This window comes from Paenarthrobacter aurescens, from assembly GCF_041549525.1.
Classification (GTDB): Bacteria; Actinomycetota; Actinomycetes; order Actinomycetales; family Micrococcaceae; genus Arthrobacter; species Arthrobacter aurescens.
Genome location: NZ_CP157456.1, coordinates 2,658,288 through 2,678,354 on the forward strand (window position 1 = coordinate 2,658,288; position 20,067 = coordinate 2,678,354).

The following is a 20,067-nucleotide window of genomic DNA, read 5'->3' on the forward strand; positions in this document are numbered from 1 at the left end:
GATCCTCCACAGGAGCAGGCTGGAGGCATGGAAATCTTCGGAATCATCCTCGTCGTAGTCCTCATCACCGCAATCGCCGCCACCATTTCAGCCTTGTTGAAGGATGGCCGCGGACACAACCCGCCCATCAAGTCCACCGAAGCCTGGAGTGCGTTCGAGGCTCCCAGCACGCCGTACTGGAACCCCCGCATCTACTAGGGGCATGCCAGGCCACTGCAAGGTCCGCCACACCACAACCAACCGACGCCCGCCCGTTCACCGAATTCTGCAGGATTCTTCGAACGGCGGGCGTCCCTGTTTAAGCCACCATGATTCCTGACACCACTGCGTCGGACACATGAGCTAGATTCACATGCATGATCCAAACGTCCGCCCGGCTCCTCCAATTGTTGTCGCTCTTACAGGTACGCCGGGAATGGACAGGCCCGGCTCTGGCTGACCGCATGGGCGTGACCGAACGGACGGTGCGCAGGGATATCGACAAACTGCGGAACCTGGGATATCCCATTCATGCATCCCCCGGAGTAGCGGGCGGATACCAACTTGGCGCAGGTGCCCAGCTGCCGCCGCTGTTGCTCGATGACAACGAGGCTTTGGCTGTGGCCTTGGGACTGAACTCTGTAGCCGCCGGTCCGGTAGCCGGTATTGGTGAGGCTTCAGTCCGCGCGCTGGCGAAGCTGGAGCAGGTACTGCCATCACGCCTGCGTCCAAAGTTCGCCATGCTGAAGGCTGCCGTTACTACCATCCCCAGCAATGCAGGCACCGTGGATCCTCAACAGCTCACCGTCGTCTCCGCGGCGATTTCGGACAGGCGGCAAATAAGCTTCGACTACGTCAAGTCCGACGGCGAGTCGGCTCGCAGGCTTGTGGAGCCCTACAGGTTGGTGGACACTGGCCGGCGCTGGTACCTGGTGGCGTGGGACCTTGAGAGGGAGGACTGGCGGACCTTCAGGGCTGACCGTCTTGCATCGCTGCCATCGGAACGCAAAAAATACACACCACGTCCCCTTCCCGCGGAAGACCTCGCCGCCTACGTGCAGCAATCCATCACCCGTTCGCCCTACAGGTTCGACGTCGTGGTGCGGCTTCGTGCACCCCTGGCCGAGGTTGCCGCGGTGGTAAATTCCCAATACGCCACCCTTTCAGCAGACGGCGCAATGGCTACCATCCTGCGGTCCGGTTGGGACAACCTGGCTGCGCCGGCCGCTTATCTGGCCGCACTGGACATGGATTTCGAGATCCTCGAGCCTGGCGAATTCAAGTCCTACGCCCTTGAACTTGCCCACCGGCTCAAGGGCGCAGCAGGGACTGTGACGGACGCAGCGGACGCCGAACCCCAGCCACAGTAGACTGGCAGCAGCCATGACACTTCATATTTCCTACCCCGCAGAGCTGCCCGTATCCGAGCGCCGCGAGGATCTGATGGCGGCCATCGCCGCAAACCAGGTGACCATCATTGCCGGCGAGACCGGTTCGGGGAAAACCACGCAGATCCCCAAGATGTGCCTCGAGCTCGGCCTTGGAGACAAGGGCCTGATCGGTCACACCCAGCCACGCCGGCTGGCCGCACGGACTGTGGCCGAGCGCATCGCCTCTGAGCTGGATGTAGAGATCGGCCAGGAAGTAGGCTTCCAGGTCCGGTTCACCGGCGAGGTCAGCCCTTCCACCAAGATCAAGCTGATGACCGATGGCATTCTCCTCGCCGAGATCCAGCGGGACAAACTGCTGCGGAAGTACAGCACCATCATCATTGATGAGGCCCATGAGCGCAGCCTGAACATCGACTTTATTCTGGGCTACCTCAAGCGCATCCTCCCCCAGCGCCCGGACCTCAAAGTCATCATCACTTCAGCCACCATTGATCCCCAGCGCTTTGCCAAGCACTTTGGCAACGAGGAAGATCCTGCCCCGATCATTGAGGTTTCCGGACGAACGTACCCGGTGGAGATCCGTTACCGGCCGCTGTCCCAGCCGGCGGGCGGGGACGACGAATCCTCGGACGACGAACTCGAAGAGGACCGCGATCCCCTCGACGCTGTCTGCGACGCCGTGGACGAGCTCGGCAAGGAAGCACCTGGCGACATCCTTATCTTCTTCTCCGGCGAGCGCGAGATCCGGGATGCCGCTGAGGCGATCAACGGCCGCATCCAGACAAACCGGCGCCTGGCCGGGACCGAGGTCCTGCCCCTGTTTGCCCGTTTGAGCCTGCAGGAACAGCACAGAGTGTTCAACCCCGGCGGCAAACGACGCATCATCCTGGCCACCAACGTTGCCGAGACCTCGCTGACTGTTCCTGGCATCAAGTACGTGATTGATACCGGTACAGCCCGCATTTCGCGTTACTCACACCGGACCAAAGTCCAGCGGCTTCCCATAGAGCGCGTTTCCCAGGCATCGGCAAATCAGCGCTCGGGCCGCTGTGGCCGCGTGTCAGAGGGAATCGCCATCCGCTTGTACTCCGAGGAAGACTTTGAGTCCCGTCCGCTGTTCACGGACCCGGAAATCCTTCGGACCAATCTCGCTGCCGTCATTTTGCAGATGACAGCCATGGGCGTTGCCCGCGGGCCCAAAGATGTTGAGAACTTCCCTTTCGTTGAGCCACCGGACTCACGGGCAATCAACGACGGCGTCACGCTACTGCGCGAACTCGGCGCTTTGAACCCGCCCAAGTCCGGTGACGCCAGCGGTAAAGGCCGCAGCGGCAGCGGCCTGACCGCCGTCGGGCATAAACTTGCCCAGCTGCCGGTGGACCCGCGGCTGGGCAGGATGATTGTGGAGGCGGGCAAGCGCGGCTGTGTCCGCGAGGTCATGATCCTGGCGGCTGCACTGACCATCCAGGACCCCCGGGAACGGCCTACGGATAAACAACAGCTGGCGGCGGAGAAACATGCACGTTTCCGCGATGAGCTCTCCGACTTCACCGGCTTCCTGAACCTGTGGAACTACATTCAGGAGAAGCAGCGCGAGCTCTCCTCCACCCAGTTCCGGAAGCTGTGCCGCAATGAGTTCATCAACTACCTCCGCGTCCGGGAGTGGCAGGACCTTTTCACCCAACTCCGTCAGATGGCCAAGCCCCTGGGCATCGCGCTGGACAACAATCGTGTTGCTGATCCCGTGGGCAACTACGAGGGCATCCATATCAGCCTGCTCTCCGGACTGTTGAGCCACATCGGCCTCCTTGACGAGCGTAAGCGTGAGTACGCCGGTGCCCGTGGAAGCCGCTTTGCCATTTTCCCCGGTTCAGCCCTGTTCAAGAAATCGCCCACGTTCGTCATGGCAGCCGAGCTCGTGGAAACAAGCCGCCTCTGGGCCCGCGTTGCCGCCAAGTTCGATCCCCTGTGGGCCGAGCAGGTAGCACCGGACCTGGTGAAGCGCTCCTACAGCGAACCGCACTGGTCTTCGCGGCAGGGCGCCGTCATGGCCCACGAAAAAGTGACGCTGTACGGCGTACCCATCATCCCCAACCGCCGCGTCAACTACGGGCGCGTCGACCCCGGCTTGTCGCGCGAACTGTTCATCCGCCACGCCCTGGTGGAGGGTGAGTGGAAGACGCACCATAAATTCTTCCACCGTAACCGCGCCCTGCTCCAGGAAATCGAGGAACTCGAAACCCGTATGCGGCGCCGGGACATCCTGGTGGACGATCAAACACTCTTCGAGTTCTATGATGCCCGTGTGGGCAAGGAAGTGGTCTCCGAGAGGCACTTCGATAAATGGTGGAAGGACGCCCGCCAGTCTGATCCCGATCTCCTGGACTTCGACCAATCGTTGCTGATGAGCGAGGACGCCGAGGCACCGGACGACTCCGCGTATCCGAAGAGCTGGCACCACAAGGGCTTTGAACTCCCGTTGAGTTACGAGTTCCACCCCGTGGCGCCCGGTTCAGCCCCCAATCCCTCCGACGGCGTCACCGCTGAAGTGCCGGTGTTGTTCCTCAACCAGATGGACGATGCCCCCTTCCGCTGGCAGATCCCCGGCCAAAGGGTGGAGCTGGTGACAGCCCTCATCAAATCGCTGCCCAAGCAGATACGGAAGAATTTCGTCCCGGCCCCGGACGTTGCGCGGCAAGCAACTGCTGCCCTTGAAGCAGACTTCGATCCCGCAGTTGATGAACTCGAGCCTTCGTTGGAACTGGTCCTTCGCAGGCTTCGCGGCCATGTCATTCCGCCCGGATCCTGGAACTGGGCTGCCGTGCCGTCACACCTGCGCGTGAGCTTCAAAGTGGTGGACAGCAGCGGGAAAGTCCTGGACGAAGGGAAGGACCTCTCCGAACTCCAGGAAAAGCTGGCACCTGCCACCCGCCGGGCCATTGCAGAGTCATTGGGTGCAACACCGGCCACCACATCACGCGCCAAAGGGGGTAAGGGTGCACAGGGCACTGACACAGCGCCCAACGGCAAAACCCCGGCATCCGTGCAAGCCACTGCCGGCGATGGAGTGCTGGCCGAACGCGCCGGCATCACCACATGGGACTTCGGCACCGTGGAGCGCCAGGTAACGCGGACCATCAAAGGCCATGACGTCACAGGCTTCCCTGCAATAGTGGATGAAGGCAAGTCCGTTGCGCTTCGGGTGTTCCAGACCCGGCAGGAACAGGAAGCAGCCATGCGTGGCGGTGTCATCCGGCTCCTCGCCCTGAGGATCCCGCCGCCGGACCGGTACGTGCTGGAGCACCTGAGCAACACGGAGAAACTGACGTTCAGCCAGAACCCGCATGGATCGGTAAGCGCGCTCATCGCCGACTGTGCACTGGCGGCCATTGACAAACTGGTGCCCCAGGACCTGCCGTGGGATAAGGAATCCTTTGATGCGTTGTACGAGGTTGTCCGGGCAGAACTGATCGACACCGTATTCACGGTGACCGCCGTCGTCGAACGCATTCTGGCCAGTACGCGGCGCATCCAGAAGCAGCTGAAGTCCAACACCAGCCTGCACCTGATCAGCGCCCTGAATGACATGAAGAGCCAGCTGGAGCAACTGGTGTTTCCCGGCTTTGTGGCACAGACGGGCTACAGTCAGCTCAGCCAACTGCCGCGATACCTGCAGGGGATTGAAAAACGGCTGGAAAAGCTCCCGGGCAATGTCCAACGCGATGGCATGAACATGGCAGTGGTTCAGGCCTTGGAGGATGACTACGACGACGCCGTGTCAGCCCTGCTGCCAGGACGTCGTGCCGGCACTGAGTTAACCCGCGTGCGCTGGATGATTGAAGAACTGCGGGTGAGCCTCTTCGCGGTTGAGCTTGGTACGGCCTACTCGGTGTCGGAGAAACGCATCCGCACAGCACTGAACCAGGCGTTGGCACCGGCGTAGCCGCCCAGGCGTGAAAAAACCCGGCGTTGCCAAAAAGCAACGCCGGGTTAAATCTTTTGGGGGCTCAGCCCTCAGGGACAGCGTCGCTGTGGCCCGCGTCGCGCAAGGCGGCACGAAGCTTCACGGCAGTGGCATCCATGATGGCCGGATCCGGGTTGTGGTCCACGTTGTGAAGTTCGAAATCCGCGGTGGAGTAGGCCGGCCACACATGGACGTGCAGATGATCCACCTCGAAGCCTTCCATCAACACGCCAACACGCTTGGCGTCAAAGACAGATTCCTGAACCTTGCCGATGCGCTGGGCAACGTCCATGACCTTGGCCAGCAGCTCAGGGCGGGCATGCGTCCACGAATCCACCTCTTCGCGGGGAACCACCAGGGTGTGGCCTTGGGTGATGGGTGAGATCGTCAGGAACGCCACCACGTCCTCGTCTTTCCAGACGAAGCGGCCCGGGATCTCCCCGTTGATGATCTTGGTGAACAGTGTGCTCATGCGTCTGCCCTTTCGGCTGGTTCCTGAAGTGTTGCGGTGTCCAGTACGAAACGGTACTTCACGTCCCCGGCCACCATGCGGTCGTAAGCCGCGTTGAGGTCTCCGGCTGCCACCATCTCAATGTCGCTGGCAACCCCATGCTCTGCGCAGAAGTCCAGCATTTCCTGGGTTTCCTCGATTCCGCCGATCAACGAGCCAGCGTATGCGAGTCGTCTGCGGATGAGCAGCCCCGGGCTCACCGGCGGCATGTCATCGGCGGGAAGCCCCAGCTGGAAGAGGGCTCCATCCAGGCGGAGGGTCCGGAAGTAAGGGTTCAGGTCATGCGGTGCCGCCACGGTGTCGATGATGACATCGATGCTCCGGTTGGCGGCCTCCATGGCCTCGGCATCCTTGGACAGGACCACGTGGTCCGCGCCCAGTTCCCGGGCAGCCTCGAACTTGGATTCGGAGGTAGTGAAAACGGTGACCTCGGCTCCCATGGCCTTGGCGATCTTAACGGCCATGTGCCCCAAGCCGCCCAAGCCCACAACACCTACAGAGTCGCCCTCTTCCACGTCAAAGTACCGCAGCGGAGAGTAGGTGGTGATTCCGGCACACAACAGCGGAGCCGCCGCAGCAGGATCCAGCGCATCCGGCACCCGCAGCACGAAGCGCCTGTCCACCACCACCGACGTCGAGTACCCGCCTTGGGTGATTTCGTCGCCGTGTCGCGGGTCCGCAGCACCGTACGTGCCCACATTGCCCCGTTCGCAGTACTGCTCCAGTCCCTCAAGGCAGCTCTCGCACTCACGGCACGAATCCACCATGCAGCCAACGCCCACACGGTCACCCGGGGCGAAGTCTTCAACTGCTGAACCCACGCGGGTTACACGCCCAACAATTTCGTGGCCGGGCACCAGGGGGTACGGAGGGACACGCCATTCGCCACGCGTTGCGTGCACATCCGAGTGGCACAAGCCGCAAAATTCAATAGCAATTTCGACGTCGTCCGGTGTCGGTGTTCGCCGGGCAATGGTCAGCGGCACCAATCCACTGTCCGGGGAGGTGGCGCCGTACGCTGCAGCCAGCGTTCCGGGCCGGCCGCTGCTGGTATCCATGGTGACGGGCTTGGCGAGGGGCGGGGGCACGGGTCGTCCGGGAGTCATGCTCCGACGCTACTCCCGGAGGCAGTGCTCGTGCCACTTGGCTCAAGGGGTTCAATGGGCGCGTTGCCCACAGCAACGTCATTTGCAGAATTGTTGGACCATTGCGAGAACGAGCCCGGATACAGTGCCGCCCGGTATCCGGCGATGTCCAGCGCGGCAATTTCGTGGGACGCAGTTACGCCGGACCCGCAATAGACGGCTACCTTGGACGAATCATTCAGGCCCAGCTCCTCAAAACGCCGCCGCAGCTCCTTTACGGGAAGGAACGTCCCATCAGGGGTGATGTTCTCCGTTGTTGGTGCGCTGATTGCACCGGGGATGTGCCCTGCCCTGGGATCGATGGGTTCCACCTCACCGCGGTACCGCTCCCCTGCCCTGGCGTCCAGCAACACACCATCGCGGTGATACTGGCCCGCCTCCTGCTCCGTGATGGCCGGCATGCGGCCCTCGCCCAAAGTGACATTTCCGACGTCGGGTAGCACCTCGCCGGATTCCACGGGGTAACCGGCCGCGCGCCAGGCTGCCAGGCCGCCGTCGAGCAGGTGCACAGAATCAAAGCCGGCGTTCCTCAGCATCCACCAGGCGCGGGCCGCAGCCAAACTGCCGCTGTCGTCGTAGGCCACCACGGTGTCGTGATCGTTGATACCCCACTTTCGGGCGGATTCCTCAAAGCGGGCCCTGGTTGGCAAGGGATGGCGGCCCATCCCCGGCTGTGCGGGGTCTGCCAGCTCCGTGGGCAGATCAACAAACACCGCACCCGGAAGGTGCGAGTCCAAGTATTCAGAGTGCCCATCAGAACGCCCCAGGACCCATCGGACATCCAGGAGTACGGTTCGCTCCCCTCTTTGGAGTCGCTGGTACAGTGCTGAGGCACTTATCAACGTGGCCATGATCTCTCCTTTGTTCCTCCGGCAGGGGCTTGGATGCCGCCGACGCCCGGTTTCAAGCCTAGGCTCATCTGCTCAGACATTAGGCTTATCCGGTGAGCAATTCGTGTATTCAGGACAGGGCATGGGCCAACGAGGCCATTCGCAAGATAGAGGCCGAGAACAACCGTTCCGCTGACACCCACCTCTACGCGGTTCCACTCCCGGAACACTGGGGAGTCCAGCTGTATCTAAAGGATGAGTCCACCCACAGATCGGGCAGCCTGAAGCATCGTCTGGCGCGATCCTTGTTCCTCTACGGTCTGGTCAACGGCTGGATCACGGAAGGCACCACCATTGTGGAAGCCTCCAGTGGGAGCACCGCCGTGTCCGAGGCCTATTTTGCCCGGTTGATCGGGTTGCCCTTCATCGCAGTGATGACCAAAACCACAAGTCCTGAGAAGATCGCCCTGATCGAGGAGTTTGGCGGTGCCTGCCTGTTGGTTGACCATGCCTCGGAGGTCTACGCCGTTGCCGAAGAGACGGCAAGGACATCCGGCGGGTATTACATGGATCAGTTCACCTATGCCGAGCGTGCCACGGATTGGCGTGGAAACAACAACATCGCCGAGTCCATCTTTGAGCAACTCTCCTTGGAAGAGCACCCTGTTCCTGAGTGGATCGTGGTGGGCGCAGGCACCGGGGGTACCAGCGCCACCATTGGCCGCTACCTCCGCTACAACCGGTACAACACCCGCTTGGCGGTAGTGGATCCCGAAAACTCCGCCTTCTACCCGGCGTGGAGGGACGGCGACACCGCCGCTGCCACCGGGCTGCCGTCAAGGATCGAGGGGATCGGCCGGCCCCGGTCGGAGCCGAGCTTCGTTCCAGCGGTCATCGATCACATGATCCAAGTGCCCGACGCTGCTTCGGTGGCAGCCATGCGGCACCTGCACAAGCTCACCGGGCTGCATGCAGGACCATCAACAGGGACCAACCTTTGGGGCGTCTGGCAGTTGGTGGCCGCGATGGTGGCCGAAGGGCGCCGGGGCAGCATCGTTTCGCTCATGTGCGACGCCGGCGACCGTTACGCGGGCAGCTACAACGACGCCGGGTGGTTGGCCGCGCACGGCCTGGACCCTGCACCGTATGAGGCAGCGCTGGACCGCTTCCACGACACAGGGCTCTGGACAGGATAGAGCTCTACGAAGTTGGGCTAAACCTCCACAGCGTCGCCCGGAGCAAGACGTTCATACCGGGTCCCGTAGCGGGCACCAATCCGGGTCACATGGCCCTCAACAATGCCACGGCCCAACTCATTGAGCAGTGCGTCATGGACCGGGAACGCCTTGGGAGCACGTACGGAGATGACAAAGTCAACAACCTCCCCCACCTTGGACCAGGGAGCATGGATGGGAACCAGAAGGGTCCGGACCTCGATTCCATCAGGGACCACAAAGGAGTCCCCTGGGTGAAAGACGTTCTCATCCACCAAGTAGCCAATGTTTGCTATCACCGGGATCTGGTGGTGGATGAGGGCATGTTGTCCCCCGAAGGCCCTCACGTTGAACCCTGCCACGTCAAAGCGGGAGCCGGGTTCCACTGCGTGCACCCGGTCGGCTACATCCTCGTTCTCCTGCAATGCCTCAGCCACCCCTGCCGGGGCATGCAACTCCAATACCTTGTTGCTCCGCAAAGCGGTCAGCACTGCCGGTTGATCGAGGTGGTCGTTGTGTTCGTGCGTAACAAGTACAGCGTGGGCACCGCTCAGCGCCTCCTCGGACTCGGAAAACGTCCCCGGATCAAGCACCAGGACCTTTCCTTCTTTCTCCAACCGGATACAGGCGTGGGTGTACTTGGTGAGCTTCATGGAGACAGCCTAGGGGCGCCCACTGACAGTTTCCAAGCCTGGCCTACTGGTAAAATTGGGGTTTGCCAGCATCCCCAGGGAAGTGAGTCTTTCAATGCCACAGGGCACCAATTCCGCCACGACCGGCAACGCGACGCCGGCCAGCAGCGGTGTGAAGGAGCAGCGGGTCACCAAGCAACGCTTGGCCGTCAGCGCCGCCTTGGACGAATTGGATGACTTCGTCAGCACCCAGGAGCTTTACCGACTGCTGCAGAACAAAGGAATTTCCGTGTCGCTTGCCACGGCCTACCGGATCCTGCAGTCCCTGGCTGACGACGGCCTCATTGATGTCCTTCGAAACGGTGACGGCGAGGCCGTCTACCGGCGCTGCGCAGTCACCGGACATCACCACCACTTGTTGTGCCGCAACTGCGGCAAGGCAGAAGAAGTGGAAGCACCCGCCGTCGAGACCTGGGCTGCCCGGACCGCTGCCGAACACGGCTTCACCGAGGTGGCACACACTGTGGAAATCTTCGGGCTATGCCCGGAGTGCACCGCTAAGAAAGCCGCCGGAGAGCTCTAGAGGGCACCTGCGGGTTGATCCCGCGATACGCGGCCGTTCAGGCCCCTGTTGGCGCGAACACGTCCAATCACCCGGCACACCACGTAGATCAGGAAAGAGAGCGTGGTGACGTAAGGGCTGATGGGAATCCGGCTTCCCAGGGCCAGGAGGATTCCGCCCACCGTGGCCGTCATTGCAAAGACGACGCTCAACAGCACCACCAGCCGGGGCGAGGTAGTAACCCTCAGGGCTGCGGCCGCCGGGGTAATCAGCAGGGCCAGCACCAGCAACGCGCCCACAATCTGAATCGACAACGCCACGCTGACACCAAGCAGCACCATGAAGCCGATGGCCAGGCCACGAACCGGAACACCCCGGGCCTCAGCCATCTCCGGGTCCACACTGGCAAAGCTCAGCGGACGCCAGATGGCCGCCAACGCGATCATCACCACAACAGCCGTTCCGGCGAGCACCTGAAGTTGTACCGAGTCAACGGAAACGATCTGACCGGTCAGTAAACCGAATTTGTTGGCTGCCCGGCCCTCATAGAGCGCCAGGAACAAGATGCCCAGGCCAAGGCCAAAGGGCATGATCACACCAATAATCGAGTTCTTGTCCCGTGCCCTGACTCCCATGAACCCCAACAGCACGGCCGCCGCAACGGAACCAATAAGGGAACCGAAGATGATGTCAGCTCCGATCAGCAAGGCAAAGGCCGCACCGGCGAAGGACAACTCGGAGATGCCATGAACCGCGAAAGCAAGGTCCCGCTTCATCACGAACGTGCCTACAAGCCCGCCCAGCAGCCCCAGAACGGCACCTGCCCAGATGGAGTTCTGGACCAGGACCAGCAATTCACCGTAGTTCTCGAAGTTGAAAATGGTCTGAAGAACGCTTTCGAGGTCCATTTAGAAGTCCTCCCCCGTGCTCGCGTGGGCTTCGTCATGGAAGTGCGTGGTGGCATCGGGCAGACCCACCACCACGATTCTTCCGTTGGCGTGGATCACTTCAACATGGCTGTCGTACAACTCCGAGAGCACCTCGGTGGTCATGACTTCCTGAGGGGTGCCCACCCGGAACTTGCCGCCGGCAAGGTAGAGCACGCGGTCCACGTAGTCGATCACAGGGTTAATTTCATGGGTCACGAAGACAACGGCGCTATTCCGTTCATGGCACTGCTTATTGATCAGTGAACTGACCCCCTGCTGATGATGCAGGTCCAGGGACAGCAACGGCTCGTCACACAGGAGGACCTGTGGCTCGGTAGCCAACGCCTGAGCCACCCTAAGACGCTGCTGCTCGCCGCCGGACAGCTGGCCTACCGGCACCTTGGCATAGTCTGAGGCACCCACCTGATCCAGCAACTGGTCAATCCTCTGATTGGTTGTAGCTGAAGCAAAGCGCATGCCCCAGCGGTGCCCGTCGATTCCCAGCCCCACCAAATCGCGGGCACGCAGCGGGGTGTCCGGTGCGAACGATTTTTGCTGAGGGATATAGCCGATCTTCTTGCTTCCGCGTTCCACGGGGTGTCCACCCAAGGACACCGTTCCGGCATGCAACTCCTGCAATCCCAGCAGGACTTTCAGGAAGCTCGTTTTGCCGCTTCCGTTGGGGCCAAGGACGGCGAAGAACTCCCCCGGGTTGATGTCCAGGTCCAGATCCCGCCAGAGTGTCCTCTTGCCGAACTGCAGGCTGGCTCCACGGAGGCTCACTACCGGTGTCAAAAGTTGTCCTCGATCCATGCGTTCCCTGGAACGCAGTTGTTGTGCCGCTGGTATTGGCCATCGGGCTGGTGGCAAGCAAAAGGCCCCGCAGCCATCCTGAATATCTTAGGACGCCGGCGGGGCCCTTCACCCCAAAACGGGTGGGAACCCTACTTCTTGAGTGCCGAAGAAACTGATTCCACGTTCTCAGTCATCCACTGGACGTAGTCTTTTCCATCAGGCAATGTTTCGGTGAAGTTCACTACCGGCACGCCGGCTGCATCTGCTGCCCGCTTGACGGACTCAGTCTGCGGACCCTCAGTTTGCTCGTTGTATGCCAGGAACCTGACGGACTTCGCGCTAACGAGGTCAGTTGTTTCCTTCAAAACGGCAGCCGGCACATCGGTCTCTTCTTCGATGGCAGCGCTGTATGCCGCAGGAGTCTTGTTTTCCAGGCCTGCCGCTTCCAGGAGGTACAGGGGTACGGGCTCAGTTACAGCCACCGGAGCATGATTGCTATCGGCCTTAATGGCATTAAGCTTAGCCTTGAGCTCGGCGAGCCTGGCCTTAAAGGCCTCGGCGTTTGCGGTGAATGTGGAGGCGGACTCCGCGTCCACCTTGCCGAGCTTGCCTGCTACGGCATCGGCGAGCTTGCCCATGGCGTCAAGGCTGTACCAGACGTGCTCGTTGAAGTCGCCATGCTCATGCGCGTGGGCTTCCTCGCCGTGGGCTTCTTCGCTGTGGCCCTCACCATCGGCCGCAAGGCCTGAGATCTCCACCGCGCTGATCATGTTCTCGTGACCGACGTTCGTCTCATCGGCAATTTTGTGAAGGAACTCGTCATAGCCTCCGCCGTTCTCCACCACGAGCTTGGCCTTGGAGATCACCAGCTTGTCCTGCGCGCTTGCCTCGTAGGAATGCGGGTCCTGGCTGGTCTTGGTGATGATGGAGCTCACGTTGACCTTGTCCCCACCAATAGCCTTCACCACATCCCCGTAGACGTTTGTGGACGTGACAACTTCTATGGCACCTGCTGACGACGGATCGGCTGCACCTGCCGGACCGGCAGTGCCGGCGCAGGAGGAAAGCAGCAGCGCGGAAAGAACCGCTGAAGCGGCCACGGACAGGCGGGTGGCGGAGCGACGCACAAAGACCTCGGATCTACTCAAAATGAGAATCAAACACAATTACTTCCGGGTTTCAGTGTATCCCCAAATAGGAATGGTTCCTATTTAGAGAAGTCTGGCGTCACCCGAACCGGGCAACGCCAGACTTCCCTGCTGCACTTTATTGCTGCCTCATAGGGCACATGACGGCAGCTTTACTGCACTTGCTGACCGCCATAGCGGCGAATACCGGTTGCCTGGGTAGCATCACGGATCTCGCCCACCAGCTGCTCAATGACGTCTTCGAGGAACAGCACGCCCTGGGTCTCTCCTCCGGCACCCACTACACGGGCCAAATGCGAACCCGTTCGCTGCATGACGGCCATGGCCTGCTCAATTTCGTCATCCGGGGCAAGGTTTGCCAGTGACCGGATCCGGCCCTCGGCAATCGGATGCTTCCTGCCTTCCTCCGGAATGGAGAGGATGTCCTTCACATGCAGGTATCCGGCGAGTTCGCCGTCGTCGTCAATCATCGGGAACCGCGAGAAACCAGTGCGACTGACTGCCTTCTCCAGATCCACAGGAGTGGAGGCAGCCCTCAGCACCACCAGCTTGTCCAAGGGCACCATGATGTGCGAAGCCGTGTGCTCGGAGAATTCCAAAGCTCCGCTCAACAGACCCGCTTCGTCGTCCACCAGCCCGTGGCGGGTGGATTCCTGGACGATCGACTGCACCTCCTCAAGCGTGAAGGAAGAGGACACCTCATCCTTGGGCTCGATCTTCATCAACCGCAGGATGTGGTTGGCCAGCCAGTTCAATGACCAGATAATCGGGTTCACCACGCGGGCAATGAACATCAGGGGCGGGGCCAACAACAGCGCAGCCTTGTCCGCAACGGAAACCGAGATGTTCTTTGGCACCATTTCGCCGAAGGTGACGTGCAGGAAGGTGACGAACAACAACGCGATGGCAAAGGCAATGACGTCTGCCAGTTCCACCGGAACACCCACCAGTTCAAGGGGCTCCGCCAGCAGGTGATGGATGGCGGGCTCGGCAACCTGCAGGATCAGCAAGGAGCATACCGTGATACCCAACTGGGCACAGGCAAGCATCAGCGACACGTTCTCCATGGCCCGCAGTGTTGTTTGCGCCCGCTTGGACCCGGCCTCGGCCAACGGTTCAATCTGGCTGCGACACGCGGACATGACTGCGAATTCGGCACCCACAAAGAAGGCGTTGCCAATCAGAAGCACCACGAGCCAGATAATTCCTGCCCAGTCACTCATCGGGCACCTGCTTCACGATGCGCAGTTTCGGTGTCCTCGGCGTTGTGCGTTTCCACTTCAGCTTCCACATGATGGAAGCAGATCCGGTCGATCCGACGGCCGTCCATCCTGGTTACCGTCAGCGTCCCACCGCCGGTTTCCACCACATCACCGGTTTTGGCAATACGTCCCAGTTGGCTCATAACGTAACCGCCCACAGTCTCATAAGCGGATTCGTCAGGCACAGTGAGGTTGGGGATTTGCTCGGATACCTCGTCCGGCCGTAGCAGGCCTGGGAAGTACCAGTCGCCGGAGGCACTCTGCAGCACGCCGGGCCGGACTTTATCGTGCTCGTCCGCGACTTCCCCGACGATTTCTTCCACAAGATCCTCAAGCGTAGCGATCCCCGCAGTTCCGCCATATTCATCCAGCACGACGGCCAGTTGGAGGTTCCCTTCCCGCAATTCAGACAACAGAGCGTCCAAGTGGATCGTCTCGGGGACCTGCAGAACATCGGTCATGATCGCGCCGGCTTCCAGCTTGGCACGACGCTCCGCGGGCACAGCTACTGCCTTCTTGACGTGAACAACGCCGCGGATATCGTCCGTGGAGTCCCCTATGACGGGGAATCTGGAGTACCCGGTCCGCCGTGCGGCGTCCAGGACATCAGAGACCGGCTGGTCGGCGTCGATGGTTTCCATGCGGATGCGGGGCGTCATGACGTCCGCTGCCGTGCGCCCGGAGAAATTCAGTGTGCGGGCAACAAAGTTGGCAGTACCGGCGTCCAATGTTCCCAGCTCGGCGGAGCGCCGGACCAGGGATGCCAGTTCCGCCGGGGTCCTGGCCCCGGAAATCTCTTCCTTGGCTTCAAGACCGAACAGGTTCAGCACCTTGTTCGAGAAGCCATTGAGAACCACGATTGCCGGCTTGAAGACTGCCGTGAACATCAGCTGGGGCCGCGCAAGACGCTTGCCTAAAGGGAAAGCGAGGGCTATCGCCATGTTCTTGGGAACCAATTCGCCCAGGAGCATGGACAGCAGCGTGGCGAAAGCCATGGCAACAATCAGTGCCACCGAATGCGCTGCTTCGGGGGTCAGGCCCAACAAGCCAAGGGGGCCCACCAACAACTGACCGACGGAGGGTTCCATGACGAAACCTGTCAGCAGGGTGGTGAGCGTGATGCCCAGTTGGCAACTGGAAAGCTGTGTCGAGAGGGACTTGAGGCACTTCAGCAAAGGGGCGGCAGCGTGGTCGCCGCTATCCACCGCCCGCTGAACACTGGCTTGGTCCAGGGCAACAAGGGAAAACTCAACTGCTACAAAGAAGCCGGTGCCAAGAATCAAAGCAAAGCCGGCAAGGAGAAGAAGCCATTCCACTTAGCGCATCACTCCAAGAGTGAGCACGTGCAGTGGTGATGATGCCTTTGCCGCGGGAATTCGCCCCGGCGGAGGCTGGTCAGGTCCGGCGGACGCACGGTCCGCGGCAGCACCGGCACTGAACGCCGGCGCGTGATGGGCATGTGAACGGGTGTTGCCGGCTCGACGGGCACGCTGTGCGGAGTTACCAGTTTGGCTCCCCCGACAGTTCCCAGGCCGGCACCTAGATTTACTGTCCATAAGAATTTCAGTCTACAGTCCCCCGGCCCGTGACGCCCCGGCGGCCTCACGTACGCTTCGAAAAAGAAGGACATGCCCATTAAGTCAGCCGCAACATGATTTAGGTCACCACTATTGGCAGTTAACCGGCGATCCTAACTAGACTGACATGGGTCTGAGTTCGCGGGACCCGGACCCTGGCCCGTCATTGTGGAGAGCATCTGCGGCCAGCGGGAAAACAACACTCATGGAAGAGGCGTATTTCAAGTGCCAGAGCAGCCCAGCCACCGTCTACCAGAGGAATTTGGCGGAAACGAGTGGCTCGTTGACGAACTGTACGAGCGGTACCAACAGGACAAGAATTCGGTAGACGCCAAGTGGTGGCCGCTCTTCGAGTCCTTTGCTTCCGGTGACGGCACTTCTTCCAACGGATCCTCCGCAGCCGCTTCGGCTGTCAATCCCCCCACCCAAGTACTTCCCGTGGTAGCTCCTGCTGCAGCGGCACCGGCACCGACGCCGGCCGCTCCTCCAGCTTCTCCTGCCGCGGAACCATCGGCACCGGCGGCCTCCGCCCCGGCGAAGAAGGCACCGGCCACGGTTGCCCGGGACGGAGCAAAGAAGCCCGTTGCCGGAGCCACGTCCCAGCCCATCCCGGCACAGCTGCCCAAGAGCACCAAGGCTCCAACGGCACCTGAGGAAGACGTTGTTTCCGTCCTCCGCGGCCCGGCCAAGGCCATTGCCACCAATATGGTGACAAGCCTGGAAGTTCCCACGGCCACAAGCGTCCGGGCAGTTCCAGCCAAGCTGCTCATTGATAACCGCGTGGTCATCAATTCCAACCTTGCCCGCGCCCGCGGTGGCAAGGTCTCCTTCACGCACCTCATCGGTTACGCCGTTGTCCGCGCGCTCTCCCAGTTCCCCTCAATGAACGTCTACTACGACGAAATCGACGGTAAGCCGAGCGCGGTGCAGCCTGCCCACGTGAACTTCGGCATCGCCATTGACATGCCCAAGCCCGATGGCACCCGCCTCCTGATGGTTCCGAACATCAAGAAGGCCGAGACCATGGACTTCGCCGAGTTCTGGCACACCTACGAGGACCTCATCAAGCGTGCCCGCAACGGCAAGCTCACTGCTGACGACCACGCAGGCACCACGGTTTCCCTTACCAACCCCGGCGGAATCGGCACGGTCCACTCGGTACCGCGCCTTTCCAAGGGCCAGGCCGCCATCATCGGCGTCGGAGCCCTTGACTACCCTGCCGAGTTCCAGGGTGCCAGCGAAAAGATCATCGCCCAGAACGCCATCAGCAAGATCCTTACCCTGACCTCCACCTATGACCACCGCGTCATCCAGGGCGCAGGCAGCGGCGAGTTCCTCAAGCTTGTCCACCAGCTCCTCCTGGGCGCGCAGAACTTCTATGATGAAATCTTCGAAGCCCTGCGTATCCCCTACGAGCCCGTGCGCTGGAGCCCGGACCTCCAGGTTGATCCTGCAGATGAGATCAACAAGGTTGCCCGTATCCAGCAGCTGATCCACTCCTACCGCGTGCGCGGCCACCTGATGGCCGACACCGATCCTTTGGAGTACGTCCAGCGCAAGCACCCGGACCTTGACGTCCTGACCTACGGCTTGACGCTTTGGGACCTGGACCGCGAGTGGCCCACCGGTGGATTCGGTGGAAAGCCTCAGCTCAAATTCCGCGACATCCTTGGCGTTCTGCGTGACGCTTACTGCCGCACCACGGGCATCGAATACATGCACATCCAGGAACCTGCTGAACGCAAGTGGTTCCAGGATCAGCTGGAGCACCCTTACTCCAAGCCCAGCCGCGAGGAGCAGCTGCGCATCGTGTCCAAGCTCAACGCCGCAGAAGCTTTCGAGACCTTCCTGCAGACCAAGTTCGTTGGCCAGAAGCGCTTCTCCCTCGAAGGTGGCGAGTCGCTGATTCCTTTGCTCGACGCCGTCATTTCGGACGCGGCCGACGACGGACTGGACGAAGTTGCCATTGGCATGGCCCACCGCGGCCGCCTCAATGTGCTGACCAACATCGCCGGCAAGACCTACGCGCAGGTGTTCCGCGAATTTGAAGGCACCCAGGACCCCCGCTCCGTACAGGGATCCGGTGACGTCAAGTACCACCTCGGCACCGAAGGAACCTTCACCTCGGACAACGGCAAGCAGACCAAGGTCTACCTGGCTGCCAACCCCTCGCACCTTGAGGCCGTGGACTCCGTCCTTGAAGGAATCGTCCGCGCCAAGCAAGACCGTCTTGACCAGGGAGAGTCCTTCCCGGTCCTGCCCATCATGGTCCACGGTGACGCCGCATTTGCCGGCCAGGGTGTTGTGGCTGAAACCCTCAACCTCTCGCAGCTGCGCGGCTACCGCACGGGCGGTACCATCCACGTGATCGTCAACAACCAGGTTGGCTTCACTACTGCACCGTCATCCTCGCGTTCGTCCACCTACTCCACTGACGTTGCCAAAATGATTCAGGCGCCGGTGTTCCACGTGAACGGCGACGATCCCGAGGCTGTTGTCCGCGTTGCCCAGCTTGCGTACGAATTCCGTCAGCGTTTCCACAAGGACGTTGTGATCGACATGGTCTGCTACCGCCGGCGCGGACACAACGAGGGCGATGACCCCTCGATGACCCAGCCGCTGATGTACAACCTGATCGAAGCCAAGCGTTCCGTTCGCAAGCTGTACACCGAATCCCTCATCGGCCGTGGGGACATCACCGAGGAAGAAGCTGAGCAACTGCTCCGCGACTACCAGGAACGTCTTGAGCGGGTATTTGCCGAGACCCATGCTGCGCAGACATCGCCGATCCCCATCATCACCGCTGACTCCGCTGCTGTCTCTGACATTGAGCGTCCCATTGCCCAGCAGTCGGACTTCGGTACGAATTCCCCGGCTTCCACGGCAATTTCCGCTGAAACCCTTGCCCGCATCGGCAAGGCGCACCTGGAGATTCCGGAAGGATTCACCGTCCACTCCAAGCTCAAGCAGCTTCTGGAGAAGCGTGAGCAGATGTCCCGCGAAGGCGGCATCGACTGGGGCTTCGGCGAAATAGCAGCCTTCGGCTCGCTCATCATGGAAGGCGTGCCCGTACGCCTGGCGGGCCAGGACTCACGCCGCGGTACGTTCGTTCAGCGTCACGCCGTGTTCCACGACCGCGCCAACGGCAACGAATGGCTGCCTTTGGGCAACCTTTCCGATGACCAGGCCAAGCTGTGGATCTACGACTCCCTGTTGTCCGAATACGCTGCCATGGGCTTCGAATACGGCTACTCGGTAGAGCGTCCGGATGCCCTGGTTCTCTGGGAGGCCCAGTTCGGCGACTTCGTCAATGGCGCACAGACCATCATCGACGAATTCATTTCCTCCGCCGAGCAGAAGTGGGGCCAGCGTTCCTCGCTGGTGCTCATGCTCCCGCACGGCTATGAAGGCCAGGGCCCGGACCACTCGTCTGCCCGTATTGAGCGCTTCCTGCAGATGTGCGCCGAGGACAACATGATCGTGGCCAACCCCACTACTGCTGCCTCGCACTTCCACCTGTTGCGCCGCCAGGCTTACAGCCGCCCGCGGAAGCCGTTGATCATCTTCACACCCAAGCAGCTGCTCCGTCTCAAGGGTGCCGCTTCGGCTGTAGAGGACTTCACCACCGGTGGCTTCAGGCCGGTCATTGGTGACCCGGAAGTACAGCCGGCCAATGTGGATCGCGTCATTCTGGTCTCCGGGCGTTTGTACTACGACCTCCTGTCCAACCGCCAGAAGTCCGGAGACACCTCCACTGCGATCATCCGTGTTGAGCAGCTGTACCCGCTGCCCAAGGCTGAGATTGACGCCGAGCTCGCCAAGTACCCGAACGCTGACATTGTGTGGGCGCAGGACGAGCCCGCCAACCAGGGTCCTTGGCCGTTCATGGGCTTGAACCTGGCACCGGAGCTCGATCGCAAGCTCCGCCTCGTGTCGCGTCCGGCATCGGCGTCTACGGCTGCCGGTTCCATGAAGCGCCACGCTGCTGAACAGGACGCCCTGATTAAGCAGGCGTTCGAACGCAAGTAAGCGAAACTGCCCGGCCTGAGGAGCGATTAGCGCGCCTTAGGCCGGGCAGTTCTGTTTAATGGGACAGGTACCCGGTTCCCGAACCGGCCGATGATCCGG

General features: G+C 61.3%; 15 protein-coding genes. 6 read left to right on the top strand and 9 right to left on the bottom strand.

Annotated elements, in window-relative coordinates; translation table 11 throughout:
- Window positions 1-27: 27 nt before the first annotated feature.
- The 3 genes from ABI796_RS12325 to hrpA all read left to right on the top strand — a co-directional run bounded on the left by ABI796_RS12325 (window position 28) and on the right by hrpA (window position 5,313).
- Window positions 28-198 carry a hypothetical protein gene (locus tag ABI796_RS12325; protein ID WP_170224878.1) on the top strand — a complete coding sequence of 57 codons (171 nt, stop codon included), beginning with the start codon at window positions 28-30 and terminating at the stop codon, window positions 196-198.
- A 158-nt stretch (window positions 199-356) separates the two neighbouring features.
- Entirely contained in the window at window positions 357-1,349 is a 993-nt protein-coding gene (locus ABI796_RS12330; RefSeq protein WP_141282511.1) for a YafY family protein, read from the top strand.
- Window positions 1,350-1,362: 13 nt separating this feature from the next.
- Complete coding sequence (gene hrpA, locus ABI796_RS12335; RefSeq protein WP_141282509.1) at window positions 1,363-5,313, top strand: ATP-dependent RNA helicase HrpA; 3,951 nt, start codon at window positions 1,363-1,365, stop codon at window positions 5,311-5,313.
- Between the two features lie 64 nt (window positions 5,314-5,377).
- Here the strand turns inward: hrpA and ABI796_RS12340 are convergent, their stop codons facing one another.
- From ABI796_RS12340 to ABI796_RS12350, 3 genes are read right to left on the bottom strand one after another with little or no spacing between them, the layout of a single operon-like run.
- On the bottom strand, window positions 5,378-5,806 hold the full coding sequence (locus ABI796_RS12340; protein WP_141282507.1) for an HIT family protein: 429 nt from the start codon (window positions 5,804-5,806) through the stop codon (window positions 5,378-5,380).
- Window positions 5,803-6,951: an NAD(P)-dependent alcohol dehydrogenase gene (locus tag ABI796_RS12345; RefSeq protein WP_141282505.1), complete on the bottom strand. Its 1,149-nt coding sequence runs from the start codon at window positions 6,949-6,951 to the stop codon at window positions 5,803-5,805. Before ABI796_RS12345 ends, ABI796_RS12340 begins: the two co-directional genes overlap by 4 nt.
- Complete coding sequence (locus ABI796_RS12350) at window positions 6,948-7,841, bottom strand: sulfurtransferase (RefSeq protein WP_141282503.1); 894 nt, start codon at window positions 7,839-7,841, stop codon at window positions 6,948-6,950. Before ABI796_RS12350 ends, ABI796_RS12345 begins: the two co-directional genes overlap by 4 nt.
- 92 nt (window positions 7,842-7,933) lie before the next feature.
- Here ABI796_RS12350 and ABI796_RS12355 point away from each other — a divergent pair, with 92 nt between their 5' ends.
- Entirely contained in the window at window positions 7,934-9,016 is a 1,083-nt protein-coding gene (locus tag ABI796_RS12355; protein ID WP_141282501.1) for a PLP-dependent cysteine synthase family protein, read from the top strand.
- Window positions 9,017-9,033: 17 nt separating this feature from the next.
- Here the strand turns inward: ABI796_RS12355 and ABI796_RS12360 are convergent, their stop codons facing one another.
- Window positions 9,034-9,687, bottom strand: coding sequence for an MBL fold metallo-hydrolase (locus ABI796_RS12360; RefSeq protein WP_141282499.1), 654 nt, complete (start codon window positions 9,685-9,687; stop codon window positions 9,034-9,036).
- A 94-nt stretch (window positions 9,688-9,781) separates the two neighbouring features.
- Between ABI796_RS12360 and ABI796_RS12365 the strand changes: the two genes are divergently transcribed.
- The gene (locus tag ABI796_RS12365; protein WP_141282497.1) at window positions 9,782-10,249 is read left to right on the top strand and encodes a Fur family transcriptional regulator; all 468 of its coding nucleotides are present in this window, start codon (window positions 9,782-9,784) and stop codon (window positions 10,247-10,249) included.
- Here the strand turns inward: ABI796_RS12365 and ABI796_RS12370 are convergent.
- From ABI796_RS12370 to ABI796_RS12390, 5 genes are all read right to left on the bottom strand, one after another.
- Window positions 10,246-11,136 (bottom strand): metal ABC transporter permease, encoded by an 891-nt coding sequence (locus ABI796_RS12370; protein WP_141282495.1) that lies wholly within the window; start codon window positions 11,134-11,136, stop codon window positions 10,246-10,248. The genes ABI796_RS12365 and ABI796_RS12370 overlap by 4 nt on opposite strands.
- A complete protein-coding gene (locus tag ABI796_RS12375) occupies window positions 11,137-11,970 on the bottom strand; it encodes a metal ABC transporter ATP-binding protein (RefSeq protein WP_174754486.1) in 834 nt (277 codons plus the stop codon).
- A 131-nt stretch (window positions 11,971-12,101) separates the two neighbouring features.
- Window positions 12,102-13,112, bottom strand: coding sequence for a metal ABC transporter solute-binding protein, Zn/Mn family (locus ABI796_RS12380; RefSeq protein WP_141282491.1), 1,011 nt, complete (start codon window positions 13,110-13,112; stop codon window positions 12,102-12,104).
- 140 nt (window positions 13,113-13,252) lie between these two features.
- Complete coding sequence (locus ABI796_RS12385; RefSeq protein WP_373091371.1) at window positions 13,253-14,323, bottom strand: hemolysin family protein; 1,071 nt, start codon at window positions 14,321-14,323, stop codon at window positions 13,253-13,255.
- Window positions 14,320-15,678, bottom strand: a complete 1,359-nt coding sequence (locus ABI796_RS12390; protein WP_141282486.1) for a hemolysin family protein — start codon at window positions 15,676-15,678, stop codon at window positions 14,320-14,322. Before ABI796_RS12390 ends, ABI796_RS12385 begins: the two co-directional genes overlap by 4 nt.
- Window positions 15,679-16,164: 486 nt before the next feature.
- Between ABI796_RS12390 and ABI796_RS12395 the strand changes: the two genes are divergently transcribed.
- Complete coding sequence (locus ABI796_RS12395) at window positions 16,165-19,968, top strand: multifunctional oxoglutarate decarboxylase/oxoglutarate dehydrogenase thiamine pyrophosphate-binding subunit/dihydrolipoyllysine-residue succinyltransferase subunit (RefSeq protein ID WP_141282484.1); 3,804 nt, start codon at window positions 16,165-16,167, stop codon at window positions 19,966-19,968.
- Window positions 19,969-20,067 lie beyond the last annotated feature (99 nt).